The organism is Pseudomonas sp. H3_C08 (genome assembly GCF_054669455.1).
Window position 1 is genome coordinate 735,998 of the sequence record NZ_CP162803.1, and the last position, 25,086, is coordinate 761,083.

General features: G+C 57.5%; 34 protein-coding genes and 1 tRNA gene. 23 read left to right on the plus strand and 12 right to left on the minus strand.

All coding sequences use genetic code 11. From position 1 onward, the window contains the following. The first annotated feature begins 187 nt into the window (after positions 1-187). The 3 genes from AB4N74_RS03515 to AB4N74_RS03525 all read left to right on the plus strand — a co-directional run bounded on the left by AB4N74_RS03515 (position 188) and on the right by AB4N74_RS03525 (position 2,683). Positions 188-277, plus strand: a tRNA-Ser gene (locus AB4N74_RS03515). Positions 278-482: 205 nt separating this feature from the next. Beyond that, positions 483-701 (plus strand): hypothetical protein, encoded by a 219-nt coding sequence (locus AB4N74_RS03520; protein ID WP_460098220.1) that lies wholly within the window; start codon positions 483-485, stop codon positions 699-701. 173 nt (positions 702-874) lie between these two features. Further along, positions 875-2,683 (plus strand): NACHT domain-containing protein, encoded by a 1,809-nt coding sequence (locus AB4N74_RS03525; RefSeq protein ID WP_460098223.1) that lies wholly within the window; start codon positions 875-877, stop codon positions 2,681-2,683. 227 nt (positions 2,684-2,910) lie between these two features. Here AB4N74_RS03525 and AB4N74_RS03530 read toward each other — a convergent pair whose 3' ends face one another. The 9 genes from AB4N74_RS03530 to AB4N74_RS03570 form a co-directional block, all read right to left on the minus strand. Continuing rightward, the gene (locus AB4N74_RS03530; protein WP_460098226.1) at positions 2,911-4,095 is read right to left on the minus strand and encodes an Arm DNA-binding domain-containing protein; all 1,185 of its coding nucleotides are present in this window, start codon (positions 4,093-4,095) and stop codon (positions 2,911-2,913) included. Positions 4,096-4,201: 106 nt separating this feature from the next. Continuing rightward, the gene (locus tag AB4N74_RS03535; protein WP_460098229.1) at positions 4,202-4,372 is read right to left on the minus strand and encodes a hypothetical protein; all 171 of its coding nucleotides are present in this window, start codon (positions 4,370-4,372) and stop codon (positions 4,202-4,204) included. After that, entirely contained in the window at positions 4,362-4,613 is a 252-nt protein-coding gene (locus tag AB4N74_RS03540; protein ID WP_460098232.1) for a hypothetical protein, read from the minus strand. Before AB4N74_RS03540 ends, AB4N74_RS03535 begins: the two co-directional genes overlap by 11 nt. A gap of 63 nt (positions 4,614-4,676) precedes the next feature. After that, positions 4,677-4,970 (minus strand): hypothetical protein, encoded by a 294-nt coding sequence (locus AB4N74_RS03545; protein WP_460098234.1) that lies wholly within the window; start codon positions 4,968-4,970, stop codon positions 4,677-4,679. A gap of 15 nt (positions 4,971-4,985) precedes the next feature. Beyond that, a complete protein-coding gene (locus tag AB4N74_RS03550; RefSeq protein WP_460098237.1) occupies positions 4,986-7,784 on the minus strand; it encodes a toprim domain-containing protein in 2,799 nt (932 codons plus the stop codon). Positions 7,785-7,786: 2 nt separating this feature from the next. After that, positions 7,787-8,020, minus strand: a complete 234-nt coding sequence (locus AB4N74_RS03555) for a hypothetical protein (protein WP_095050507.1) — start codon at positions 8,018-8,020, stop codon at positions 7,787-7,789. Positions 8,021-8,095: 75 nt separating this feature from the next. After that, a complete protein-coding gene (locus AB4N74_RS03560) occupies positions 8,096-8,461 on the minus strand; it encodes a hypothetical protein (RefSeq protein ID WP_064392759.1) in 366 nt (121 codons plus the stop codon). Then, the gene (locus AB4N74_RS03565) at positions 8,458-8,931 is read right to left on the minus strand and encodes a YmfL family putative regulatory protein (protein WP_460098241.1); all 474 of its coding nucleotides are present in this window, start codon (positions 8,929-8,931) and stop codon (positions 8,458-8,460) included. Before AB4N74_RS03565 ends, AB4N74_RS03560 begins: the two co-directional genes overlap by 4 nt. A gap of 29 nt (positions 8,932-8,960) precedes the next feature. Further along, entirely contained in the window at positions 8,961-9,173 is a 213-nt protein-coding gene (locus tag AB4N74_RS03570; RefSeq protein WP_460098244.1) for a helix-turn-helix domain-containing protein, read from the minus strand. A gap of 78 nt (positions 9,174-9,251) precedes the next feature. On the opposite strand from AB4N74_RS03570, the gene AB4N74_RS03575 reads away from it, so the two are divergent. Next, positions 9,252-9,608: a helix-turn-helix domain-containing protein gene (locus AB4N74_RS03575; RefSeq protein WP_460098246.1), complete on the plus strand. Its 357-nt coding sequence runs from the start codon at positions 9,252-9,254 to the stop codon at positions 9,606-9,608. Between the two features lie 102 nt (positions 9,609-9,710). Then, the gene (locus AB4N74_RS03580; RefSeq protein ID WP_220556597.1) at positions 9,711-9,896 is read left to right on the plus strand and encodes a hypothetical protein; all 186 of its coding nucleotides are present in this window, start codon (positions 9,711-9,713) and stop codon (positions 9,894-9,896) included. A gap of 55 nt (positions 9,897-9,951) precedes the next feature. Here AB4N74_RS03580 and AB4N74_RS03585 read toward each other — a convergent pair whose 3' ends face one another. The 3 genes from AB4N74_RS03585 to AB4N74_RS03595 form a co-directional block, all read right to left on the minus strand. Further along, positions 9,952-10,209 (minus strand): ogr/Delta-like zinc finger family protein, encoded by a 258-nt coding sequence (locus tag AB4N74_RS03585; RefSeq protein WP_064392752.1) that lies wholly within the window; start codon positions 10,207-10,209, stop codon positions 9,952-9,954. Between the two features lie 75 nt (positions 10,210-10,284). Continuing rightward, positions 10,285-11,154, minus strand: a complete 870-nt coding sequence (locus tag AB4N74_RS03590) for a phage portal protein (RefSeq protein WP_460101053.1) — start codon at positions 11,152-11,154, stop codon at positions 10,285-10,287. Then, positions 11,066-13,108, minus strand: coding sequence for a terminase large subunit domain-containing protein (locus AB4N74_RS03595; protein ID WP_460101055.1), 2,043 nt, complete (start codon positions 13,106-13,108; stop codon positions 11,066-11,068). Before AB4N74_RS03595 ends, AB4N74_RS03590 begins: the two co-directional genes overlap by 89 nt. Before the next feature lie 162 nt (positions 13,109-13,270). Here AB4N74_RS03595 and AB4N74_RS03600 point away from each other — a divergent pair, with 162 nt between their 5' ends. The 18 genes from AB4N74_RS03600 to AB4N74_RS03685 all read left to right on the plus strand — a co-directional run bounded on the left by AB4N74_RS03600 (position 13,271) and on the right by AB4N74_RS03685 (position 25,084). After that, positions 13,271-14,197 (plus strand): GPO family capsid scaffolding protein, encoded by a 927-nt coding sequence (locus tag AB4N74_RS03600; protein WP_460098249.1) that lies wholly within the window; start codon positions 13,271-13,273, stop codon positions 14,195-14,197. Between the two features lies 1 nt (position 14,198). Then, positions 14,199-15,218: a phage major capsid protein, P2 family gene (locus AB4N74_RS03605; protein ID WP_064392744.1), complete on the plus strand. Its 1,020-nt coding sequence runs from the start codon at positions 14,199-14,201 to the stop codon at positions 15,216-15,218. Next, a complete protein-coding gene (gene gpM, locus AB4N74_RS03610; protein ID WP_460098251.1) occupies positions 15,215-15,937 on the plus strand; it encodes a phage terminase small subunit in 723 nt (240 codons plus the stop codon). The genes AB4N74_RS03605 and gpM overlap by 4 nt, the downstream gene beginning before the upstream one ends. Positions 15,938-16,033: 96 nt before the next feature. Continuing rightward, positions 16,034-16,495, plus strand: coding sequence for a head completion/stabilization protein (locus tag AB4N74_RS03615; RefSeq protein WP_460098253.1), 462 nt, complete (start codon positions 16,034-16,036; stop codon positions 16,493-16,495). After that, the gene (locus AB4N74_RS03620) at positions 16,492-16,938 is read left to right on the plus strand and encodes a phage tail protein (protein ID WP_460098255.1); all 447 of its coding nucleotides are present in this window, start codon (positions 16,492-16,494) and stop codon (positions 16,936-16,938) included. Before AB4N74_RS03615 ends, AB4N74_RS03620 begins: the two co-directional genes overlap by 4 nt. Then, positions 16,928-17,608, plus strand: a complete 681-nt coding sequence (locus tag AB4N74_RS03625; protein WP_460101058.1) for a phage virion morphogenesis protein — start codon at positions 16,928-16,930, stop codon at positions 17,606-17,608. Before AB4N74_RS03620 ends, AB4N74_RS03625 begins: the two co-directional genes overlap by 11 nt. An 11-nt stretch (positions 17,609-17,619) precedes the next feature. Further along, complete coding sequence (locus AB4N74_RS03630) at positions 17,620-18,735, plus strand: DUF2586 domain-containing protein (protein ID WP_460098257.1); 1,116 nt, start codon at positions 17,620-17,622, stop codon at positions 18,733-18,735. Positions 18,736-18,740: 5 nt separating this feature from the next. After that, positions 18,741-19,190, plus strand: a complete 450-nt coding sequence (locus tag AB4N74_RS03635) for a phage protein (protein WP_460098259.1) — start codon at positions 18,741-18,743, stop codon at positions 19,188-19,190. Further along, positions 19,190-19,402, plus strand: a complete 213-nt coding sequence (locus tag AB4N74_RS03640; RefSeq protein WP_460098261.1) for a TraR/DksA family transcriptional regulator — start codon at positions 19,190-19,192, stop codon at positions 19,400-19,402. Before AB4N74_RS03635 ends, AB4N74_RS03640 begins: the two co-directional genes overlap by 1 nt. Then, positions 19,399-19,605, plus strand: coding sequence for a hypothetical protein (locus AB4N74_RS03645; protein WP_217855665.1), 207 nt, complete (start codon positions 19,399-19,401; stop codon positions 19,603-19,605). The genes AB4N74_RS03640 and AB4N74_RS03645 overlap by 4 nt, the downstream gene beginning before the upstream one ends. Continuing rightward, positions 19,602-20,135 carry a lysozyme gene (locus tag AB4N74_RS03650; protein WP_460098263.1) on the plus strand — a complete coding sequence of 178 codons (534 nt, stop codon included), beginning with the start codon at positions 19,602-19,604 and terminating at the stop codon, positions 20,133-20,135. The genes AB4N74_RS03645 and AB4N74_RS03650 overlap by 4 nt, the downstream gene beginning before the upstream one ends. Further along, a complete protein-coding gene (locus tag AB4N74_RS03655; protein WP_460098265.1) occupies positions 20,135-20,590 on the plus strand; it encodes a lysis protein in 456 nt (151 codons plus the stop codon). Before AB4N74_RS03650 ends, AB4N74_RS03655 begins: the two co-directional genes overlap by 1 nt. A 41-nt stretch (positions 20,591-20,631) precedes the next feature. Continuing rightward, positions 20,632-20,925 carry a putative phage tail assembly chaperone gene (locus tag AB4N74_RS03660; protein WP_460098267.1) on the plus strand — a complete coding sequence of 98 codons (294 nt, stop codon included), beginning with the start codon at positions 20,632-20,634 and terminating at the stop codon, positions 20,923-20,925. 23 nt (positions 20,926-20,948) lie between these two features. Beyond that, positions 20,949-21,089, plus strand: a complete 141-nt coding sequence (locus tag AB4N74_RS03665; RefSeq protein WP_045123218.1) for a DUF6890 family protein — start codon at positions 20,949-20,951, stop codon at positions 21,087-21,089. A gap of 6 nt (positions 21,090-21,095) precedes the next feature. After that, positions 21,096-23,081, plus strand: a complete 1,986-nt coding sequence (locus AB4N74_RS03670; RefSeq protein ID WP_460098269.1) for a phage tail tape measure protein — start codon at positions 21,096-21,098, stop codon at positions 23,079-23,081. Beyond that, the gene (locus AB4N74_RS03675) at positions 23,078-23,395 is read left to right on the plus strand and encodes a DUF2590 family protein (protein ID WP_460098271.1); all 318 of its coding nucleotides are present in this window, start codon (positions 23,078-23,080) and stop codon (positions 23,393-23,395) included. The genes AB4N74_RS03670 and AB4N74_RS03675 overlap by 4 nt, the downstream gene beginning before the upstream one ends. Beyond that, complete coding sequence (locus AB4N74_RS03680) at positions 23,392-24,567, plus strand: baseplate J/gp47 family protein (RefSeq protein ID WP_008084698.1); 1,176 nt, start codon at positions 23,392-23,394, stop codon at positions 24,565-24,567. The genes AB4N74_RS03675 and AB4N74_RS03680 overlap by 4 nt, the downstream gene beginning before the upstream one ends. Continuing rightward, positions 24,560-25,084 (plus strand): phage tail protein, encoded by a 525-nt coding sequence (locus AB4N74_RS03685; protein ID WP_460098273.1) that lies wholly within the window; start codon positions 24,560-24,562, stop codon positions 25,082-25,084. The genes AB4N74_RS03680 and AB4N74_RS03685 overlap by 8 nt, the downstream gene beginning before the upstream one ends. Positions 25,085-25,086: the final 2 nt, after the last annotated feature.

Consider the following 25,086-nt stretch of genomic DNA (forward strand, 5'->3'; position numbering starts at 1 on the left):
CTAGGCGTTCAGCTTCTATATAGAAGGGCCGCGCCCACCGAAGATTGGCCGGTTTGCCATGGCCTGCTAGCGGGCAAAACGACTTTTTCTCTTAACCGCATGAAAATTCTGAAAAAAAGTTTGCCATCGGAAAAGCTTTCGACTACATTAGCGCGCCTCGACAGACAGAACATGTTTGAAGAGATACGGTGAAGTGTCCGAGTGGCTTAAGGAGCACGCCTGGAAAGTGTGTATACAGGAAACTGTATCGAGAGTTCGAATCTCTCCTTCACCGCCACATTCAGTAAACACAAACCCCTGATTTTCCTAGAGAAAGTCGGGGGTTTGTGGTTTTTTGCGTCTGAAAAAAGGCCATATGGGACTGAGATGGGACTGGCGCGTCATTTTGGTGCGAAAAATGATGGGCAGCAAATGAGCCTTTCCGTGATGATCCAAGTGCGCTGAACTAGCCTCTACCAAGTCCCTCACTCAAGGATGGTTCCATGCAAAATAATTCAGACTCCCACGTCGCCACAGCTGATGCGTTGACGTTACTCCTACACAATCAGCACGCTTTGGGTGCGGCAATTGAGGAGGTAACTAAATGGCTTTCAGAAAATGGTATAGAAGCTGTTGCAGAAAACGCAGCTGCGGCGATGGAAACCATAGACACGAATGCTGAAGCGATCACAAAGGCGATTCTGCGATTACGGCAATCCTAGGGTGTCCGCCGATAGACAGCAATCAGTCAAAATCAGATGATCGAAAACTGCCAATGCACCGGTTTCACTGGCAGGTTCAGGTGCCTTGGGGAAAAATGGAAACTGGCACGGTTCACACAATATAAATAGATAATGGCAAAATATATTTTTGCTTTTTAAGAGCGGAGCGAAGCATGGCAGCAGAAATTCTTACAGCAGGGACAGTGGTTAAAGCTTTTGCTCCAGTCCTCAATGATATTTACAATTCCAGCAAGTCTGCATTGAATAAGAGGATTGAAAGTTGGAAGCTCGGTAATGACCTGGAAAGGTTTGAGAAATATTATTCACGCCTGTCAATGATTAAAACAATCTGGGCTCGTGATGAGGCTGTTTCGATAGACTCGTTCTATTATCCATCGCGCTTGCAACAAGGTACCAAACATTCCAATGTTATCAACGACGTTGATGATCTTGGCGCTGATAACGTGATTGTTGAAGGAATTGTAGGGCAAGGAAAGTCTGTTTTTATGCGCCATTTAGCAATGGCGGAGCTAAAAAAAGCAGATTCAAAAGTCATTCCATTATTTGTAGAGCTTAGATACGTCTCAGAAAAAACAAGTTTGAGGCAGTTGTTGATAAATACACTTGTTGGTTTGGGGGCAAGTTCTGATCCAGTTGTTCTGGAGTACTTGCTAGCAAAAAAACAGTTAATGCTATTTTTGGATGGTTATGATGAGATTGAACCAGAGCTCGTAAAAGAAACGACTCAGGAGATTATAAATATTCAGGTGAATCATTCGGGGTTGAGGATAGTTATATCTTCAAGGCCTTCTAATGATATTCAGAACGTTGCAGGTTTCAAAGTAAAGTCGCTCGCGTCACTAAAACCCAAAGATCATCTACCTTTTCTCAAGAAGCTAGGGGTAGAAACTAATCGTATTTTAGAAATTATTGAGGCTATTAAGAATAGTCCAGTCGAGATCAGAGAGTCAATTAGCACTCCACTTATGCTGTCAATAGTTGTGCTTGTTTACAAAAGCGCAAATCAAATTCCGTTATATTTGGCAGAATTTTTTTCAGTTCTTTTTCACGTGGTCTTCACGCAGCATGACGGCCGTAAAGATTCATTTCGCCGGCATCATAACTCAGGGCTTTCTGAATCTGAGCTTCAGGAGGTCTTCGAAGCATTTTGTTTTTCAGTGACAAAAAATCGCTACGGGCGAACTTTAACAGCCCTACAGTTTAATGAGTGCTTTCAAAATGCGCAGGTTTTGACGCAGCAATCAAACGTGACCGCATGTAAATTTAAGGATGATATAGCGGGTGTTGCATGCTTGTTACTGGAAGAAGGAATAGGTGAATTAACTTTTCTACATAAGGGAATACTTGATTTCTTTACGGCATCCTTTGTGTCTAAGTTGAAGAAGCCGGCTTCAGCTGAGAAGTTTTATTCTACGGCAGCTCGGGGCTTTAATGCTTGGAGAGGTGCTTTGCAGTTTCTAAGTAAAATTGATTCGTATAGATTTAATAAGTTTTATTTTCTAAAGTTTGTATATGAAGATTGGTTGGAATGTCAGCAGGCTACCGAGCAATCCGATCCGGAAAAGTTTATAAAATACACCGATGAATTGTTTGAGGAAACTCGGATTGAAAAACGAGAGTCGGGCATGATGACTCACTTTAAACCAAAGGAAAGGACTGAATTCTCTCTGGCTTGCGTCAGGGCGATGTCAACTGGGTGCAATCGACCGATCATGTTGGATAACACCTTGGAGGGGATGAAGAATAAATTTATAGATGCTCCGGGTGTACACTTTGAACTTCTTGAGAATGGAGATATTGGATTTTCTCTAAAGAGTGCTCAATTAGTAATCGGTTGTGAGTCCATGATGCGCGAAGTTAAAGTTGTAGTTGATAAATATGAAGAGAGTTTTTCAAAGGCGCGCCAGGAGGTGGCGGCAGCAGAAGAGCGTGAGAGAATGATCGAGATGAATCTTGATTAACTGAGCGTAACTGAGTCATGACGTCAGGCGGCTAATGGTCATTGACCAATTGTTGCTGGCCTACTGCGACCGTTGACATTGATACCTTATGTTCAACAGGCCCCTACGCCGCAAGTCGGTGTGGGGGCATTTTTGGGGGGCGTGACTTTTTGGCTGATCAGGCGATTCCCTACTATCTGGTTAAATGGGACTGATCCTTTACAGAAAAATCCGTGGCATGAGCTGATTCAGTGTTTAGCTGTGACAGGTGGTAGCTTCAGGGCCAGCTGCAGCATTCCCACCACGTCCGGCCCGTCTTCGTTGATCCACGTCCCGTAGTGCTGGCGGATCATGTTGCCGTTGGTATGGCCCATCTGTTCGGCGATCCAGTCTATCGACGCCACCCCGGTGGTCAGCAACTGACTGGCGTAGGTGTGCCGGCACTGCCCGGGTCCCCGATAGCGAACGCCGGCCGTGTGCAGGTGCGCCTTGAAGAAACGATCGCGTACCACGAAATCATTGGCGTGCGGCAGGCCGCTTTTGGTGTTCAGGAACACAAAGTGCAGCTTGTGTTTTCGAACCGTCTTGTTGTCCCGCTCGACCACTTCCACAGTTTCCGCTTTGCGTTTGCGGGTCAACGCATCGATCTTCCGCAGCGCGTCCCACGCCGGGGCCAGCAGACGAACTCGGCGCGTCGATCGGCGGGTTTTCGTTACCCGGTAGGCGCCGCGTACCTTGGACCGGCGAAAGGTCACCGTGCCTTGCGCTAGGTCGACATCCTCCCAGGCCAGTGCGATCGTTTCCGACACCCGTGGGCCTGCCCATAACATGAACTGCACCATCAGCAGTTCATGCGTGCGGCTGGTGGGGGTGTCGAGGATCTGTTTGATTTCCGCTCGGGTGAACGGGTCCGGGGCTTCCGGATCGGGCAAACGCACCATCAAGCCCTCGGTCGGATCGTGCGCGACTTTCATCCGTGTGCGGTACAAGCGAAACACCTGACGCACGTTGCTGATGATGTCGCGAATGGTCTTGTTCTTCAGGGTTTTCGACAGCGTGTCCTGTATCCATTCCTGCAGGTCCAGGTGATCGATCTGGTTGATCTGGACCTTGCCCCAGCGCGGTCGCACATGCACCTCGGCCTTGTTGGCATAGCCCCGGTAACTCGAGGCCGCGACGCTGTTGGCCTTGATCTTCAACCACAGATCCAGGTAATGGCCGAAGGTGTTTTCCACCAGTCTGGGCGAGTTGGGAAAGTGCCGGGCGTAATCGAAGGTGCCGGTCTGGATCTCGTATTCAATGATGTCGGCCAGGCGTTTGGCTTGGGCCACGGTAGCCGGTGTGTTGACGCCCGGGACCGTTTCCCGGCATTTCTCCCCTTTGTATTGAAAATAGATTCTCACGGACTTGCCGCGAGCTTCGACCCCACTCATGTAAACCCCTAAAGCTGTACTCGTATTTCGACAGTCTGACGATCGGAAACAAAAAGGCCCGTTTCCGGGCCAAGTATCTGCAAGCGCGTTTTCTGGTGGACGCGGCTTATGATTTGGGCTTGTGCCGGCGCAGGTGGGCATTCAACAGCTGACGCCGCCGGCTGCAGGCCTGGTGATTGCCCTGGGCGCGCCACTTGCCACACTGGTCGCACACGCTGGTGTGATCCATGTTCCAGGGAAAGCGGCGCACCGGTGTTGCGGCAGGGTCATTGGTCATGGCGTAACACTCCCCGAGTGGCCGGGGTGGCCAGCAGTTGGCTGATCACGGCGACATCCGTGTCGCTCAGGTCGCCCAGGGTGCTGGCCATCTGGCTGAGGCTTTCCAGGCGCGTTCGGGCTTCAGGGGTTTTATGCACCAGGTAGCCGATGACGGCGGCGCCGATGATCGCGGTCGCCACCAGGTGCCGCGCCGGTGTGGTAGCCTTCGTGCCGCTGCTGCTGGGGTTCTGTGCTTGCATGGTATGGTCCTCGTAAGTGGTCGGGTGTCGAGGAGCTGCAACTCCTCGGCACTGTTTTTAAGATCAGTCCTTTCGTGCCAGGTGGATCACCAGGCCGTCAAAATCTGGCTCATGCTCAACACATGATTGCCATTCCAGTACCCGCAAGATTTGTTGCCTGCTGCAGTCGTCCACGAGGATTTCTCGCTGGCCAGCGGCTGCCCGCACTTCCAGAATCTGCAGCAAACCTTCCTCGCCGTACGCACCGGCCTGAATGATCGGTGCGCCTTGGCCGGCGAAGTCCAGCCGGTCCTGGACCGACTGGAGCTTGTTGGTTCGGCCGTCGCCGGCATTGCCCATAAACACTTGAATCTGCATCGGTGTTGCCCTCCTTTACGCCTTGAATGTCCAGCACTTGACGGTGGTCGGCCGGGGTTGTGAAACGGGGTTGCGGTGGTTGAAGGCGGCGCGTACGGCGCTGTGTACGGCCTTGTTGCTGTCGAGGAATTTGCGCGATCGCGACTCTTTGAGCAGGTCGCGCAACGTGGCCACGTCGGCCAGCTTCTGTTTGTGTTCGGCGGCGCGCTCGCAGAATTCGTTGAGGTTGATGGCGATCACGGCCGTGTCACTGCTGTGGTCGACTACAGGGTCCTCACTCAAGGATTCGAGGTAGTCGTAGACCTCCCAGAATTCGGCGACGGCAGGGTGGTCGGAACTGATCGAGGCTTGGCGCTCGATCGCCATACGGACGATTTGCCGTTGTGTGGCGGCGACTTGCGGATCACTCAATTTCAGCACCAGGCGCAGCCCGTCCAGCAGCGAGAGCAGTTGTGCGTGGTTCTTGCTGATCCGTTCCACGCGGATGTAACCGCGCAGGTCGTAGCCGCAGCTGCTGCAATTACCCTGCTCGCTGGTGTAGGCCGTAGCGCAGGCAAAACAGTGGGTGTGCAGGCGGCGCAGTTTGGCTTCGTGTTCGGGCATGCGCTGGGCGAACAGATCAAGTACAGCGGATTCTTTACCCACCGCTTTCAACAGGAAATGACTGAGGACACCGCCGTCCAGCGCATTCAACTGATCAGCGGCCGCACGGCTCTCCGGGGTCACGGTCGGGCGTACGAAGTGCAGTTTGACGATGCGCGTCATGATCGCTTCGTGGGCAATCACCGCCGCGTTCTGGCTGATGGCGATCGTTCCGCGAAAGGGCGGTTCGTACGTCTCGTTGCCTGCCGTCTTGACGCCTTTGGTGGCCAGCGTGCCGCCGCCGTAGAAGTCTTTCAGCTCATCCCATTCGAAGGTTTTTGCGTGTGCCCGATCGTCGCTGTGGCGATCAGCCTCAAGAAACACCACCGGCATACCGGACACCTGGCCCATCAGGCGCGAGCGTCCGGCCTTGGTCGATTTCATCGGGTCGAAGCCTTCATAGCCTTCGCGTCCGAGCAGTTTCCACAGCAGGTTGAGCAGGGTAGTTTTGCCGGCACCGGCTTCACCGGTGGCTTCCAGAAACGGGAAGGACTGGTAACGCGCGCGGATCTGTTCGCAGAACAACGAGCCGAAAAAGAACACCAGCGCGACGAAGCCCTGGGCGCCGAAGCAGGTCCACAGCAACCGCACCCACTGCTCGTTGAAGTCTTTGCCGTCACGCTGCAGCTTGATGGGGACGCCTTTCTGCAGGGTTTTCAGGCGCAGCTTGCCGAACTCGAAATAGTCTTCGCTGTTGACCTTGTAAGTGGTGCCGTCCTTGATTGCGATATCGCCGTAGACGTAGCAGGCGTATTCCTTGCTGTAACCCACGTAGTCGATGGTCGACACGGTTTTGATGCCGAACAACTGGTCCTTCATCAGCTTGTCGAGCTGCTGACCGCTGCCCGTGAACATGGCGCCGGCGGCCATGCCGAGCAGGCGCTTTTTGAATTCACTGGCGGCGGAAAGCTGGCCACTGGTGAAAGTGTTTTTCACGCTTTCGGAGTCGTGGGGGAAGTCCACGCGTAGGTAATACCAGGACTCGTCGGTGACTTCGTTGCGCTGAAAGTACAAGGCTTGCGGGTAGCAGTTGGCAATCTCTACGACGCTACCGGACTGCTGCAGCGCCTTCTCGCGCTGTTGCGCCTGGTTGAGCAACTGGTCGTCGTGGTTCTCGCTGTCCTCGATGTCGGACATGGCCCGGTTGAATTTCTCCATGTCCAACTTGAACCAGTACAGACGGCTGCCAAAGCCCAGGTGAAATTCCCCGCGCTTGTTCCAGTCGTACATGAGCAAGGCCTTTTCGGCTGCGCTCTCTGCCAGCAACAGGGCGCCCTGATGGCGGGCCTGTTTGAGGTCCGCTGCGATCTGTTCGGCGCGCTTGGTGTCGTCCTGAATAAAATTCCAGCGCTGGTGCAGGTCGTTCCAATCAGACTTGCGGCCGTCATGTTGCGGGATCTGTGCTGACTCGCAGACGAAACCGAGGGCACGGGCTTCGCGGACCCAGCGCCGAGTGTAGGCGTTGGCGCTCGGTTCGTTGTCCAGCGCCCAGACCAACTTGGGCAGCTTGCCGCCCTCACGGGTTTTGATCAGGGCCTTGAGCGAGTCCCCAGGGAACGCGTTGGAAGACATGGCCGATACGGCCGCGATGTCGTTGTGCACCAGAGCGATGGCGTCAAAGATCCCCTCGACAATCCAGATTTCCTTAACCTCGAGCAGGTCGACGCAAGGGGGGCACCACCAGGCGCCGCGATAGCTGTCCTTGGATTTGAAGCGTGCTTTCATCTTGCCGAAACGGTGCGGCTGATCGATCAGCCGTTCCCACCAGCCGCCTTTTTCCAGGGCGAAGCGCACCGTGGCGCTGCCCGCATTGTGTTCGGGCGAGTAGAAACTTTCCTGCGTGAACCATCCCTGGATCAGCTCAAATCGAAAGCCCCGGGCGTACTCCAGATAAGCCCGTGCAGTGGCGTTGGGGTGCTGGTCAGTCGCCGGCGCACGCTTGCTCCAGTCCTCAAACAGATCGTCGTACAGCTCTTTTACGTGCAGGGTATGGCCGCATTTTTCCGGGCGACCACAGATCACCATCCACGGTGTATCGAATCGGGAGTACAGCTCCTTTTTCTTGCACTTGGGGCAGGTGCCACCGCGCATGTAATCGGTGCCTACGCGGTGCTTCAGTCCGAAATCGAACTGGAGGCGTTGCAACACGTCGTGGCGGAGATCTTCTTTCATGATTACTTCACTGCTTTGAGGCTGAGGGAGAGGGCGGCCATCAGGCGTTTCTGGGCGGCCATCACCGGAGTTCTTTCGAGGATCGAGCTGTGCCGTTTTTCTTGCGGGACATACCGGTATTCATCCGCGTACCAGTAGTTGTTGAGGCTCAAGCGGTACTGCTCACGCATCGCAGCCAGAAGTGCTTCGGCCTCTGCAGGTGGCAGCTGGGTGGTCAGAATTACGGCGTTTCCCATCTTGAAACCTCGATTTCGGGCGCAGCTCACCCAAACCCACGGAGTGCGGGGCAGGCGTTTGTTTGAGGGGTGGTGTTACGAGTTGGCTAAGCGAAAGCGGCCAAGGTCCGGCGCGTTGATGATTCGCTCATAGATGAGGCTGACCGGTACGGCCCATTGTCGGCCGGTGACCGGATCAACGATCACGGTGTGCGTCGACGTGCTGCTCTGGATGTTCAGGCGTTGCCGATCGCGAACGGCGACCATGGTGGTGCCTGCCAGGTGAACGATCTTTTCAGCGACCTGCGTTTGCACGTCGTAGTCTGCAACCAGGTGTTGAACAGCCCGGCTGAAGAGTTGCTGATCGTCGCTCAGGTGTTCGCAGTGGTGACGCTCAAGAAACGCCAGCGCGGCGCTCTGCAGGACATCCTGGTATTCCGGTACTGCAGACAAATTGTTCATTGAGCCTTTCCTGCGTGGTAGAGAGCGATGGCAGCCAGCACTTCTGCGTGCCTTGCTGCTACGTGGAGGTTATGCGCGTCCATGATGAATTCAGCTTCTTCATCACTGATCGAACCGTCTTCTAGAGCGGCGGCAATTGCTTGATCAACACACCCTCGTTTTGCAGAAACATGCACGGAGCGTTTGTAGAGTTCGACATTGTCGAGCGTTTCAGGATCGGCCACCGGTACGAACAGTCCCCCGTACATCGAGGCGACGTAAGTAGGGAAGTGCTGAGTTCCACAGTCCTGCTCGAGCATGAAAACTTGTAAGTCGCTGAGGGGACTGCAACCAGCATTTTCGTAGGCATGGTTGTCGAATTTTTTGAGCTTCAGACCCAAGCGCGCAGCAGCGGCTTCGCGTCCGCCGGCGTAACTACGGATGATCTCGCTCACGACTTCTCTACGGGTATCTAGGATTGGACTTTTCAACTTCTACTTTTCCCTATGGAGCGCCGCGATTACTGTTCGATCACACCGTCTTTGATGCCGAGTAATACTGCGGCTCGGTGTGCCTCCCCACGGCGACACTGGCTTTGGCCACTCAGCACCGCGTATACGGTGCTGGGACTCAATTCATGTAGAAGTGCAAAGTCCTTCGCGGATTGCCCGCGCTTTTCTAAATCTTTCCGCGCTTTCTGGCGGGCTTGCTCGCTGATACTCATCTTCGGCATAGTGCAAATCCATGCAATTTCATGTGGTGTGAAATGCAGAATGATGCATCTTGATGCATTTGTAAATATTTGGGATGAATGATTTTGCATCTTTCTGAAGAAATTGGTTCTCGCCTGCAGGAAGAGCGGAAGCGCTGCGGCATGACACAGGGTGAGATTGCCGAAGCAATTGGCGTTGTGAAGCGAACCCAAGCAAATTACGAAGCAGGAACAAGTGATGCTCCCGCTCCGTATCTGAGCAAGGTTGCGCTTCAGTTCGGCTTTGACGTTCCTTACATCCTCACAGGTGTTCGTACAAACCTTGCTGAAAGTGATTTGAACGAAACCGAAGACTGTCTGATTAAGCAGTTCCGAAGCATTCCGAAAGACGATCAGAAGGCTATTCGCCGCATCCTTGAAGCGATGGCCGACGACGTCGCTCGGCACCGGTCTTAACTCGCAACAATCCCGCACAGTCATTGGGGTATCTCTTATTCCAATGCAGTTGCGCACACCCCATAAAGTCCATTCAGCAATGCACTTTATGGAGTAGTTAGCATGTTGGATCGCAAGAAGAACGATCACATCAACCTCGAACACGCCGGGTCGGAAACTACCGTACTCACGGACATTGAGCGTCGACTGATCGATCTGTATCGCCGGCTGAGCCGCATTGAACAGCAACAGGTTCGTCGCGTGGCCGAGATACTGGCAATCAACCCAAAGGAGAAAGTAGAGGGCTGACCGTCATTCCTTGAATGATCCCGATCGCCGGCGCTATAGCGTTGGCGGTTTGTAGCTACGCCACCGCCTGCGATCCCAGTTGCTCGAAAAGCTCCCGCTGCTTCGCTCGGGGCATTTCCCGCAAACGATCGATCAACATCCGCTCGAATGTCTGCGATGACGGACTGAGCGTGTGCGAGAACGTCAGATTTGCCACCCATGTGTGCCCGCACTTTGCGTCGAGGCACTGGCAGTACAGTTTGACAAAGGCTCTGGTTACCTCTTCCCGCGAGGCAATCCGGCCCTTGTGTCCGCAATTGCATACAACTCTCATTGTGTCCCTCCCCAGGGGCAGCTGATCGCCCCCATATTGCCACAATATGTAGTGGCTTTCTCTCCGCCTGGTTATTCATGTAGTGGTATCCACTGCTTCAGGAATAGGCTTCCAGCTAAAGCACCTGTCTTCTCGCAGCTTGTCATTCAGTTGGTTAAACAACTGGCAGATCGGCCGGATCTCGTTGCTGGTGTAAACGCGATCGATCTTTTCGATGTCTCCGAAACCACCGGTGTTTTCCGGGATGATGCCGGCCAGTGCCGGGTTCATGCGCCAGGCGGCGATAACGTCGTTTCGGGTGATGTTCTTCACCTTCTCCAGTTCGTCTTTCGCCTGGAAGTCACCCACGGGGATGATCTGGATCGCGTTTTCTTTGCCGTTGGGGATGTTGACGAACATCGAGCGGAAGTTGCCCACGCCCTTGCTGGCACTGATCTGTGCGCGCAGCTCGTCTTCGTCCTCCTCGGTCAGATCAGGATCGTTGGTGTAGAAGATGTAACCGGCGTGCGCGCCGTTGCTGTAGTACCGACGGCGGAAGAGGGTGGCCGCCTCATTGAGCAGCAGCGCCTGCAGACCGCCCAAATAATCCGGGATCCCGTAAATATTCTGCTCCACGTCGTAGTCCAGGACGTGGGAGATCTCGTGTTGTTCGAACTCCATTTCCTTGTTGTCGGGCAGCAGCATTACGAAACCGCCGTCGACCTTTACCCGCATATTGATAGCTGGAAGATGCTGCAGCTCCAGCACTTGGCCGAATGCATTGGTGTCGTTGTAGAAATACGATTCGCCAAACACCATGTAGTCCAGCCCGGCGCGCCCCATCGTCTCCGTGCTGCAGCCTTCCGACGGGATGAACTCACGCAACAGCAGGTTGCGTTTGAATTTTGGAATGGCGCCGTGGTGCGCGTTGGCGCGCAGAAGCTTGGCCAGACCAGCCCGTGACACCGGAGGTTTGTAGATCTTGCCGTCGTCGCTGGGGAACACGCCCACGTACTCGCCGATGTTGCCGGACAGCACCTGTTCCGGCTCCCCGAACGTAAACGAGCGCATCGGTTGCTGCGTTGGTTGGGCTACGTGTTGCTTTCTGCGCTTGTGGTTGGCCATGGCTGCTCTGGTTACTCGTGACGTAGCGGCTGCGACGCCGCTTGTTGGTGTTCAAAGGTTCGTTGGACAGGGCGTGCATCACCGCCCAAGCAATATCGGCGTGACCGGTGGCTTCGGTACGCGATGCGCTGTAGGTGATCTGGCCACTGTTAGTGGCGCCGCGCTTGATGGTCAGGAATGCCTGGGCGATATCGGTCCAGCCGGCGTCCCACTCGATGCGACTGCCTTGGATCGTGTCCTGGGCTTTGAGCACCAGTGCGTTTTTCGCCTCAAGGCTGTAGTGAATTGGCGTCGCCTTGGCGTAGAAGTCGCGCACCAGGTCGAACACGCCGTAACCCACGCCGGTGACGTCAATGCCGATGTGCTGGACGTTGAAGCGCTCGGTCAGCTTCTTGACCTGTGCAGCCTGGTAGGTGAACGAGTGGCCACGCCAGCTGTGCTTCTCCAGAATTCGGAACTTCGCCCCGGGTTCGAGTGGCGGCGCGATAACCACACAGGTGGCGTCGTCGCGGGTGCGACTTGGGTCGTAGCCCAGCCAAACCGGACTGTTGCCGAAAGCTCGTTCCAGCTCCGCGTTGTAGTCCTCCCACAACGACAGATCCGAGTAGCAGCGTTCCAGATCCTTGAGGCTGAATGCGCTTTGGGTGCTATCGATGAATTTGCAGTAGAACAGCTGCTGAAATTTGTCTTCGTCGTACTCCAGCTGCAACTGCTCCAGGTCGAACAGATCGCAGCCGCCGGCGATCGCATCGTCCAGGGTGATCGTCTTGCGCCACTGGCCGTCCGGACACAGCGCGCCCTTTGTGTAGGCCGCTTCGCTCGGCCAAACACCGCCGGCCTTCTTGCCGCGTTTGCTGTTGCGGAATTCATCGCCCGACCAGAATGGGTACGCCTGGTGCGACACGGCGCTGGGCGTCGAGAAATAGGTTTTGCGCCACTTCTTGTGTGTGCCCATAGCACTGGCCACGGTGCTGAGTTTTTCGAAGTCGCGAATCCAGAAGTATTCGTCCACGTAGACGTGGCCGTGGTAGCCCTGGGCGGTGCTGCTGTTGGTGCTGAGAAAGCGCAGTTCGGCGCCGTTACTCAGTGTGATCGGATTGCCCGTAAGCTCGATGCCGAACCACTGCTGGGCGAACTGGATGATGTAACTACGGAAGATCTCGGACTGCGATCGGCTGGCTGACAGAAACACCTGGTTGTCACCGCTCAGCACAGCGTCCATGAACGCTTCGCCGGCGAAGTAGTAAGTCAGACCGACCTGACGGCTTTTGAGGATGTTCCGGACACGGCGAGTCAGTGGGTTCTGTTTCGCCTCGAACAGCTCTTTCTGGTAGCCGTACATCTTCGAAATGAATTTATCGAGGAAGTCCAGTTCGGTCAGGCCACTGACGTCGTTTTTCGCCTTCTTTTCGCGCTTCTTGCCGCCGCCTTCGCCTCGTTCACGACGTTGACCAGGCTGGCGTTCGCGAGGCTCGTCCGGTGCGTCCGACGGCGCTGCCTGTGCAGGCTTGGCCGCAAGTTTTTTCAGCCGTTCAAGCAGGCTTGTCAGCCGCTCCAGTTCGTCCAGTTCGGCTTTCGTCAGCGGATCGATCTTTTCCAGGATCAGGGTTATTCGCCGGTTGACCGCGCTCAACGGTTCTTCATCCGTCAGCATCTCGTCCCAGCCGCCTTGGCGGATCCAGTAATAGACGATTCGGATGCTGGGCAGCTTCAAATGCGCCTGTATTTCCTTCACCGAACAGCGGCGCAGGTAGAGGCGTTTTGCGGCTTCTTTAACTTCGGTCGGGTAGTTCATGGGCCGCAGTCTATGCGGCGAAAACCCCGGAAACGCGGAGTTAAATGCTGCGATCCGCCTATCTCTCGAAAATAGGAGAACCATGAATTTCAACCGTTTGTTTGGCGGTAAACGGCTCCCTATCGTGGCGGCTCATTCAGCGATTGAGCGCAGTCACCACTCATGCCCCGTTCCCTTGTCTCCTACTGGAAACGTGTAGCCACCAGCGGCCCGACCGTCGATGGCCGCGAGATCCTTCCCCAGGAACTGCGCGACATCGCCGAGACCTACACGCCGACTTTGTACACCGCTGTTATCTGGTGTGAGCACGAACGCTGGTTCGGATCCCACGGAACGGTTTTCGCTGTGCGCCTAGTCGAGGAGGGCGACGATTTAGAACCTGGCCAAGTCGCCCTTGAAGCGCAACTGAAGCCAAACGACAAGCTGCTGCGCTTGAATGACGCCGGCGAAAAGCTGTTCACCAGCATAGAGATCAAGCCGAATTTCCGGGGCCGTGGCAAAGCCTACATGACCGGTATCGCCGTCACCGACGAACCCGCCAGCGTCGGTACGCAGGAACTCTACTTCTCCAGTCGCACCAGCCGCGATGCGTACTACGCCGCCTCCCAAGAACTCGGCCCTCTGCGCGAAACCGAAACGCAGGGCGAGATTGGTCGCCTTGTCGGCATGTTCACCCGCCTGTTCAAGCGTTTCGGCATTGACGACACCGCCGCCGAAACCACTCCGCAAACCCCAACCGAGAGCAAACCCCCAATGGATGAAGCTACCGCAACGGCTTTGAAAGCCCTGCTGGCCCAGCTGCTGGTCGTCGCTGCCGGCATTCAGGCCGTGATTGAGCCTGCAGCCGAAGACGCACCAGAACCCGATCAAACCCCGATCGATGACGTCAGCGCGGCAGTCGACGAGATCGTCACCACCGCCGAAGAAGAACGCGAATTCAAGCGTAACGGGGGCGCTTCCAATAAGGCCGTCTTGGCAGCTTTGACGAGCCTCCAGAAGCAGTTCACCACGCTGCAAAACACGGCCACTGGACGTCAGCTGCCGCGCTCCACCGGCGCAGCCGACAAAACCAAAGCGCGGGTACTCTGACATGGCCCGTTCCCTGAGCGCCTACGGCGCCAAGATGTATGCAGCCATGCAACTGGCCATGGCCGAAACCTATGGTGTCGAGCTGTCCAGCAAGATGTTCAGCGTTGAGCCGTCCATCACCCAAGAACTGAACGACGCCATCACCGCCAAGTCGGACTTCCTTTCGCGCATCAACGTCATTGGCGTAAGCGAAATCAAGGGCGAGAAGGTGTTCATCGGTGTGTCTGGCCCTGTCACCGGCCGCACCAACACCAAGACCACCGATCGCGAAGCGAAAGACGCTTCCGAGCTGGACAACACCACCTACGAACTCTCGTCCACCGAGTCGGACGTGGGTCTGCCGTACGCAAAAATCGACGCCTGGGCCAAATTCCCGGACTTCCATCAACGTTACTCGGCGGCTGTGCAGAAACAGATCGCTCTGGACCGCATCATGGTCGGTTTCCACGGCCTGAAAGCCGCTGCGCAGACCGATATTGCCGCTTACCCAATGCTGCAGGACGTGAACAAGGGCTGGCTGCAACAACTGCGCGAGCAAGCCCCACAGCAGGTACTCAAGGAAGGCAAAACCGCTGGCAAAGTAATCCTGGGACAGGGCGGTGATTACGCCAACCTGGACGCTCTGGTGCATGACACCAAGCAAATGGTGGACGAACGTCTGCGCGATGGCGGCGACCTGATCGCTATTATCGGCACCGACCTGTTAGCGGCTGACAAGGCCAAGCTGTACGCCAAGCAGGGTGATACACCCACCGAAAAAGAGCGCATCGAGGACGCCCAGGTGATCGCCACTTATGGTGGTCTGCCAAGCTTCAGCGTGCCGTTCTTCCCGGTTAACGGCGTGCTGGTCACCAGTTGGGACAACCTGTCGATCTACTTCCAGGACTCCAGCTGGCGCAAGCAAACCGTGGACAACCCGAAACGCTCCCGCGTCGAGGATTACAACAGCCGCAACGAAGGCTACGTGATCGAGCAGCTGGAAAAGATCGCGTTTACTGAAAACGTCGAGTTGGCCGCATGAGCCTGGCCCTTGCCCACAAGCGCCGTACTTTGGCACAGGGAACCGCTGCAGTAATCGCTGCAGCCGCCGCACCGCTGGCGTATTCGCCGGCGGAAGCCCTGAGCAGCCCGGCCAACGCGAAAAAGCACCTGCTGCTGATGGAAGCCTCTCTGGATCAGGATCTGCAGCGCCTAAGCGATATCAAGGGTCTCGCTGGGCGTCAGGCACTCAAGCGCGAGGAGCTGTTGCCCAAGTACCAGGATTTCATTCAGCGCTACATGGACTCGGGTCTGGTGATGCCGAATCGCGTTCTGGTGCAGGTGATGGTCTGGCTGTTCGACACCGAGCAGTTCGAAGACGGCCTAGCACTCGCGGACTTTGCGATCGGGCAGGGTCAGGAGATGCCCGAACGGTTTAAGCGCCGCGACGTGCAAACCTTCGTTGCGGACGCAGTGATCGACTGGGCTTACGCCGAATACAACGCGCAACGCAGCCCGGAGCCCTACCTGTCCGATCTGCTGCCGCGTGTCGACGGTGAATGGGAGCTGACCGAACAGATCCCGAGCAAGTACCACAAGTTGATCGGCATGCGCGCCATGGAGGCCGAGCAGTGGGAAACCGCGCTCCAGCACCTGGAGCGTTCAACCGAGCTGTACGCGAAGGCCGGCAACGAGACGCGCATTGCGAAGTGCCGCAAGGCATTGGCCAAACAACCACCCGCCGTCACCGGCGCCCAATAACCGACTACCCCCCCAGCGGGAACCTGTGGAAGTGAGCCGCCCATTTATGGACTGTCCCACTGAAAACAGGCTTCCCGCCCTATTTGAGCGGTCAGCATGAGCTTTTCAGGTAAACCCACCACTCTTGTGGAACTGGCGATCGAGAACGACGGCTTCTGGCCGAAGCTCGATGTGGCTGAGTTTCAGAAGGCGTATCGCCTGCCGGCGGAATACCTGGTGGAACTGCTGACTGCTGAGTTGACCACGGCGATGACCGAGGTCAACAGCGACCTGGCCAAGTGCAAGGCCCGTTGGCAGCGCGCAGGTGTCATTACCTTGGAATCTGCTGACCCTACGGTGCTGCGCGAGTCCACTTTTCACGTAGCGACGTACAAGCGCGCGGTGTACTGCAGGGCGAAAGCCAGTCTGTTGCCTCAATTCGTGTCGATCATCCGCCGCGACAGTGCCGAGAACCTGGGCAAAGAGTTGCCTGATCGTCCGGAGACTTTCCTGGAGTTCAGCCAGCAAGCTGTGCGCTCGCTGCAGGGCCGTGGCCGCATGACGGCGGCGCTGGTATGAACAAACTCCGCGCCCTGACCACCTACCTGATCAGCCTCAATCTGGTGCTGCCGGAGCAGATCGACAGCTGGGCCGAGCAGGTCAACCTTGATCTGATCTGGAAACCGGGCACCCAAGGCCTGCACATGGGCGATATGCGGTACCGCGCCGTCTTCCAGATCGATCGATTCGCCGGCAACCCGGCGTTGCTGATGGCGCTGCTCGGCGGCTGGCTGGAATCCAACGATCCCGACCGCGACGACGACCTGCCGGCGCCGATCTTTGCTGTCGACCAGATCACCCCCGACGAAGCCGACGTGGAACTGACGCTGGAGTTCGTCGAGCCCCAGCACCTGGCCGAGGATCCTGACGGCCTGGTCGATGCGTTTGGCAAAAAGTGGGGTCTGGTGCCGTTTGATCTTTGGACGGCCGAGCGAGGCGAGGTGCGCAACCGTGGCGAGTAGCGGTCTTGAGCTCGACCTGCAAGGGCAGTTGGGCGTGGACGCGCAATTGGCTTTGTTGAGTCTTGCGCCGCAGTTGCGCCGGCGACTGCTGAACAACGTCAGCAAGCGAGTCCGGACCATAAGCCGCAAGCGGATCCGCGAACAGCAGAACCTGGACGGCTCACCGTTCGATGCTCGCAAAGGCGACAGCAAGGGCAAAAAGAAGATGGAGGCCGGCCTGGGCAAGTTGCTTCAGGTCACCAACCTGACCCCCGACAGCGCGACCTTGGGCTGGCGTAACGGCTTGACCAGTTGGGTCGCCGCCCAACAACACCACGGTGCGTCAGAGCGCCGAACCGCCGCGCAGATGCGCCAGTGGAACCGTGTGCCGGAAGGTTTGGCAGCAACCGACAAGCAGGCCAAGCGCTTACGGAATCTGGGTTTCAAGGTGCGCCAGGCCGGCAAAAAAACCGCGAAGCGGCCGGCCGTAGCCTGGATTCAGCAGCACGTGAGTTATGCCAAGGCCGGGCTTCTGATCCGCATTTTGTCAGGCGAAAAAGCTGACGGCGCCGGCAAGCAGAGCTGGGAAATCATCCTGCCCAAGCGCCAGTTCCTGGGCGTCAGCACCGGACAGGAAACCAGTCAGCTGGTTAACCAGGTGTTTGAACAAATTCTTAACTCATCCCGCTAACGAGGCACTGCATGGCACTTGGCAAAGTCAGCGTAAACAATCTCAACCTCGGCCAAGGTGCCGTGACCGAGATCGAGCGCTATTTCCTATTCATCGGGCCCGGCGCAAAAAGCGTCGGTAGCCTGATTCCTTTGAACACCGACAGCGATCTGGACTTGATGCTGGGCTCTCCGTCGAGCGATCTGAAAACCCAGATCACCGCTGCACGCCAGAACGGCGGTGACCGTTGGGCTTGCCTGGCGGCGCCGATCGCGGCGGACGGCGAATGGGCCGATGCCCTCGAATTGGCCCAGCAAAATGGCTTCTCCGTTGAAGCGGTGGCAATCACCCAGCCGGTGACAGCCGGTGCACAGCTTTCGGTCATGCATGACGCGGCCGTGGCACTGAACAACAAATACGGCCGTCGTGTGTTCGTCATGGCCTGCAGTGCAGGCATCACCGGGCAACAGACCTGGTCGGACTATCTGCTCGAGCAGAAGGCAATTACAGAGGGCCTGGCAGCGCCGCGTGTCCTGGTCGTGCCGCAACTGCACGGTAACGACCAGGGCGTATTGGCGGGCCGACTGGCAGACGCTGCGGTCAGCATTGCGGACAGCCCGATGCGCGTTGCTTCCGGTGCATTGCTCGGTTTGGGCCCGGTTCCGGTCGACAAAGACGGCGTTCCACTGCCGTCTTCGATCCGCGCCGAGCTGGATAGCGCTCGTTTCTCCGTGTCGCAGACCTATCCCGATTACCCGGGTGTTTTCTGGGGTGACGGCAACATGCTCGATGCGCCGGCTAGCGACTACCAGGTGATCGAGTACCTGCGTCTTGCCGATAAGGCCGCTCGCCAAGTTCGCCCGCTGCTGATCCGCCGTGTCGGTGATCGTCGACTGAACAACTCGCCTAACAGCATGGCTGCGGCTATCAGCGCATTCATGAAGCCGCTGCGCCAGATGGCCAAGTCCACCACGTTCGCGGGTCAGGTGTTCCCGGGTGAAATCGAGTCCCCCAAGGACGGCGATATCGTCCTGACCTGGACGAGCAAAACCAAGGTCGAGATCTACATCAAGATCCGCCCGCTCAACTGCCCTAAAGATCTGACGGCGAACATCGCCCTGGATCTTTCCAACGACGATTCGGAGTAACCCCTATGTCCCGTATTGGCGGAAAAAACTTCGACATCAACCTGGGCGATCGGCAGATCCATATCGAAAGCTGCAGCTTGGACATCACCGACAACACCGCCGTAGCGCAATCGCGTGGCGTACCCAACGGCCACGTGGACGGTGACGTAGCCGCCAGCGGCGAGTTCGAGTTCGACAGCGGCAACTTCAATCTGCTGATCGAATCGGCGCGCTCTGCTGGCAGCTATCGCCAGCTCGAACCTTTCGATGTGGTGTTTTTTGCAAAAGCTGGAGACGAGGAACTGCGTATTGAGGCCTTCGGCTGCAAGTTGAAGGTGTCCAGCTTGCTCAGTATCGACCCTAAAGGCGGGGAGAAAACCAAGCACAAAGTACCTTTCGAGGTCACCAGTCCAGACTTTATCCGCATCAACGGCGTGCCATATCTGGCTGCGGCCGAGATCGAGGGCCTGCGCTGATGGTCTGCCCGTTCGATCGTGCCCAAGCGCTGGAGCAACGTCAGCGTGACCAGGCGATTGCCGCCCAGCTCGCCAAAGCGCGACCGAGCGGGCCCAGCCTGACCCACTGTGAAGACTGCGATCAGCCGATCCCGGAAAAACGCCAGGCGCTGGGCGGCATGACCCGCTGCGTGCCGTGCCAAACCATTTTTGAGAAAGAGGTTCTGCGATGAGCGCGGATCAGGTCGCCCAAGACACTGCCATTGCCTTGGCCAAGGCATCGCCCGCAATCGGCGTGGCCGCTACAGGTGTAACAGGAACCGTCGATTGGTCGGCGGTCGCTTACATGCTGACCGCGCTCTACATGGTGCTGCAGATCCTTCTGCTGGTTCCCAAGTATCGCCAGATGCTGCACGACTGGAAGGGCAAGTCGTGAACCTGCGTATCAAGATCGCCACCGGTGCGATCGTGCTGGCCAGCGCTCCGCTGCTCGCTTTCCTGGGCAAGTGGGAAGGCACCGGGCAGAACGTCGTTTATCCCGATCAGTTGGCTCGTGGTCTACCCACGGTGTGCAAGGGCATCACCCGTTACACCAGTCCGTATCCGCTGATCGTCGGTGACTACTGGTCGCCGGCGCGCTGCGCCGAGGTGGAACAGCTGGTGGTCGAGAAGGGCCAGTTGGCACTTGCCGACTGCCTGACCAATCCCGCGATCGGGCAGAACGCATTCGACGCGCTGAGCAGCCACGGCCACAACTTCGGCGTGCCCAGTACCTGCGCCAGTCGGGCCGTCGGTCTGATCAACGGCGGCCGGATTGCCGAGGGCTGCAAGGCGCTCGCGTGGGGGCCTGATGGCAAGACACCGGTGTGGTCATCCGTCACCGATGCCCAGGGCCGCAAGAAGTTTGTGCCAGGGCTGCACGCTCGCCGGCGCGCCGAAGCGGCCATGTGCGCGGAGGGCCTCTGATGCTGCGCGAGATCCTGTTTTTGCTGCTGCTGTGCCTCGCGGCCTTCGTTGGATTCGACATCCTGCAAGGCCAACGCGACACCGCACGCGCCGAACGTGATGCCGCCCAGTACGAAGCCAGCGGCCTGCGTGAAGCCGCCCGGATCAGCGGCGAAATGCTCGCCGACCGGGATGAGATCGATCGAGCCCGCACCGAGGAACTGAACCATGCACGCACTGAAATCGACACTTTGCGCCTTGATGTTGCCGATGGCCGTCAGCGGTTGCGCGTCAAAGCCACCTGCAGCGCTACCACGCCAGACGCCACCGGCGCCGGCGGCTTGGCTGATGCAGACACCGCCGAACTCGCAGCAGACGCTCGACCGGATTATTTCACCCTCAGAGACCAGCTTGCCCTCAGCCGGCAAATGATCCTGGGGCTGCAGGACTACGTGCGCCAGGTGTGCCTGCGCTAACCCGAATCACCCTTCAATCAACCACCACAACGGACACGAACATGAGCCAGATCCAATCCCGCGACATCACCCTGGAAGTCGGCAGCAAGGAATTCACTTTCACCCTGACGCCTCAGGACGTCACCAAGTACTTCAACGCCATGACCAACTCCAACAAGGTCGCGCCGTCCTTCAACTTGCTGAGCGGCACTGTGCTGCCGGCACAGAAAGGGGAGCTGCGCGAAATCATGGTTAACCCGGTGATGACCATGCAGATCGTCGGTGCGCTGCTCGAGGAGTACGCGCCTGACGTCGAGATCATCGTAAAAAAGCCCTCGAATACGCCGAGCGCCTGACCGAGGACGGTCTGGGCCAGTTGATGGCCCTGACCATGCGCTGGCTACCCGGTGCCGAGCCCAGCATTGAAAACATGGGAACGGCCAAGTGGCTGGATGACGAACACTGGAAACGCACGGAGTTTGCCGTGGCTAACGGCATCGCTCACGCATTGAATGGATAACCCCGCATGGCAGACCGTAGTGCCCGCCTCGATTTCATTCTGGCCCTGACTGACAAGGTCACCGCACCACTGGGCAAGGTGAAAATGAGCTTTTCCGAGCTGACCGAGCAAAGCGAAAAGAACATCAAGACGATGGGCATGGGCTTGGCGGGTGTTACCGGTGCGTTCGTCGGTATCAACGAATCGTTGCAGCCAGCGCTGGAGATGAACCGCGCCCTGGGCGAGGTCAAATCCTTGGGCGTGGCAGAAGACGCGCTAACGGCGCTGAATCAGAAGGCCCTTGAGTTCTCGATGAACTACGGCGAGAACGCCCGGGATTTTGTCGCCTCGGCGTACAGCATCGAGGGCGCCATCAAGGGCCTGACCGGCAGTCAGCTGGCCACCTTCACCAACACCAGCAACCTGCTGGCCAAGGCCACCAAATCCGACGCTGAAACCATGGGCTCCTACGTGGGCACCATGTACAACTTGTTCAAGGGCCAGGCCGACGCCATGGGCAAGGGTGAGTGGGTCGAAAAGCTGGGCGGCCAGACTGCTCTCGCGGTCCAGCTGTTCCGCACTGACGGGGCCCAGCTTAAAGACGCCTTCAAGGAAGTAGGGGCCATTGCTACAGCCAGCGGCGTGGATATTGCCGAGCAGTTCGCGGTGATCGGTTCGCTGTCCAGCACCATGGAGGGCGGCGACGCCGGCGGGCGCTACAAGGCTTTCTTTGAAAACCTCGGCGCGGCGTCCGAGAAGATGGGCATGAAGTTCACCGACGACCAGGGCAAGGCCCTGCCGATGTTGGACATCATGTCCAAGCTGGAAGGCAAGTTGGGCGATCTGACCACCGCGTCTGCCAGCGCAAAACTGGTGGAGGCGTTCGGTGGTGAAGGCGCCCAGGTGATCGGTGCCTTGTCCAAGGACAGCGATCGCTTGCGTAACAGCCTGGACAAACTGGGCAAGGTGCGCGGGCTCGAAGACGCCAAGAACATGGCTGATGCAATGGTCGATCCTTGGCAGCAGTTCACTGCAGCTGTTGAAGCGCTGCGCATCGTGTTCGGCCAGGTGTTGCTGCCGATACTCACGCCACTGATGGCCAAACTCAGCGGCATTGCCAGCACCATGGCTCGCTGGGCGCAGATCTTTCCCAACATTGCCCGCGTGATCGGCATCGTCACGCTGACCATTCTGGCGATCATTGCCGCCATGTCTTTGCTGACCTTGGCCGTCGGTATCAGCCGTATGGCCTGGCTCGCGATGGTGACCGTCTGGAAAGTCGTTCAACTGCTCAACCTGCGGGCAATCGCGGGCTTTCTGCTGCAGGCGACAGTGATCGCCTTGTTGGTCGCGGGGCTGGTGGTGATGTACACGACGATGGGTGTTATTCGAGCCGGCATGATGCTGTGGCAAGCCGCGATCTGGCTGGTCAATGCCGCGATGTTGGCCAACCCCGTGTTGCTGATCGTCGCGGGGATTGTGGCGTTGATCGCCGTGATCACCTTGGCAGTCGTGTACTGGGACGAATGGACGTCCGCGCTGATGAACAGTGAGGCCTTCAAGTGGGTCAGCGATCAGTTGTCGGCGCTGTCTGACTGGTTCACGTCGATGGGCGGCTGGAGTGGCATGGCCAAGGCCGCTTGGGACGGCATCGTCGCGATCTTTCACACCTCGATCAACAACCTGATCGAGATGCTGAACAAGATCCCAGGCGTGAACATCGAGACCAAATTCGGCGCCATGCCTGAGGTGCCCGGCACTGACATCGGCGTGAACAACGCCGACAGCGCTGCCGCCGCGCAGAAGGCTCAAAACACCATCAATGCAGCCATTCCGAGTTTGTCACCTGTGCGGCCCAATGCGGTGCCGCAGGGCGGCCTGCTGACCAGCATTCAGAACAACGACAGCAGCCAGAACAAAGGCACGCATGTGGAAACCCTGAACATCAACACCGCCAAACCGATAACCCCACTGGAGCTGGAAAACATGATGAGCATGTCGGTGCCTGGATGAGCGAATACATCGATCTGCTGATTCAGAACAACGACCTGGTGCTGGATCTTTCCCGCCAGCCGCTGCTCGTCGATGACCGGGCCAGCATCGCCCAGGACATCGCTCACATGATCCGCGACAGCGGTCTGCTCGTGACGCTGGTCGCGGAGCGCGATCGGCTTAAACAACGCGACTGCATCCAGCAGATGGAACTGCTGGTGGAGGCTGACGAACGCCTGGTACCGGGCACCGCGTTGATCACGCAGCTGCAGCCGGGTCAGTACCTGGTTACGGCGACCACCCTGAAATTCGGCAAGATCGAGGTAACGTTGTGAGCGACGTAGATTTTAAACAGGCCCTTGCGGACGCCGGCATCCCAACAACCGACGCGGGTCTGCGCCAGGCATGGGAAGCCGAGGTGAGTGCCCAGGGCAGCAAGCTGAGCAACACCAGCGCTTACTCACCGTTCTGGCGGGTTGTCACCGCGCTGGTGACCAAGCCCGTACTGTGGATCCTCGACTTTTTCGTCGCCACCGTGCTGCCGAACTTCTTTGTTAAAACGGCCGTGGATAGCTGGCTGGACATGTTGGCCTGGGCGGTCAACGTCGAGCGCAAGGGTGCAACCAAAGCACAGGGCGTTTTGCTGTTCACTCGAACGGCTCCAGGCGGGGCAATGGAGGTGCCTGCCCGCACGGTCGTGCAATCCGCCGCGATCAATGGACACATCTATCAACTGGTGACGACGGCGCCGGGATTGTTCACGGACGGCCTGATGCAGCTGCAGATCCCCGTTGAGGCGATCGAGACCGGCTCCGGTTTCAACCTTGCGCCTGGTTATTACGCGATCCTGCCCGAGCCGCTACCAGGCATTGCCCAAGTGGTGAATGCTGACGGCTGGTTGACCACGCCAGGCGCAGATCCAGAGCCGAATGAGGATCTGCGCTTGCGTACCCGCAACCAGTTCTCAGCGGTCAACCAGTGGCACACCGACGCGGTGTACCGAGCCATGATTTCCGCATTCCCTGGTGTGAGCCCGGACGGTGTGTATTTCGAGCATGGCGCACCACGCGGCCCAGGCAGTGCCAACGCGTACGTGTTGTTTGAGGCCGATGTGCCGGCGGCGACGTACCTGGAGCAAATCAATGCGCACATTCGAGATTCTGGCAATCATGGCCATGGCGACGATCTGCTGGTGATGGTGATGCCCGAAACCCAGCACGATGTGAGCGTCCAGATCTGGCCGCGCTCCTACCTGACAGCGGAGCAGCTGCAGGCCCTGGAGGAGGGTGTAACCCAGTTCATCCGTGCCGCGTTTCGCGAGAGTTCGACCAGCGACTATCAGCCGACGCGAACCCATCCGCAGTCGCGCTTTTCGTTCAGTCGCCTGGGCGAAGAACTCCATCTGCAGTTCGCTGGCATTGAGTCGCTGGACTTCGCCAACGCGGACATCGTCTCCGAGTTGAACATTCCCCGGATCCGCAGCCTGCAGGTACACCTGCATGATTAAGCTGAACCTCAAGTTCTGGCTGGCCGGTACCGAGCTGACCAAACTCAAGGATGCCGCCCAAAGCTGGTGGGAAAAGGTTGAGGGCTGGTTGCGCTGGCCGTTGATGCAGATGGACGCCGACACCTGCCATTTGATCGTGCTCGATCTCCTGGCCTGGCAGCGCGACATCACCCGCTTCAAGGGCGAGCCCGAAGCGCTCTACCGGCTGCGCGTGAAATTCGCCTTCATCAACGCGGTCGACGCCGGCAGCACGGCCGGTATGAAACGCATTCTGGTACGCCTGGGCGTGGGCTATGTCGAGATCGAGGAGCGCATGCCCGACCGGGATTGGGATGTTGTGCTGCTCCGTTTCTCCGACACCCAACTGTCCCAAAACCCCGAGCTGTTGCGCGTATTGATCCAGCAATACGGCCGCACATGCCGCCGTTATGACTTCGTGACCATCACGTCGGTGCCAATGGGCATTGCGGTGGTCGACTTCAACGACGACCAGCAAACGCTGGTTGCCAGCCTCTAGGA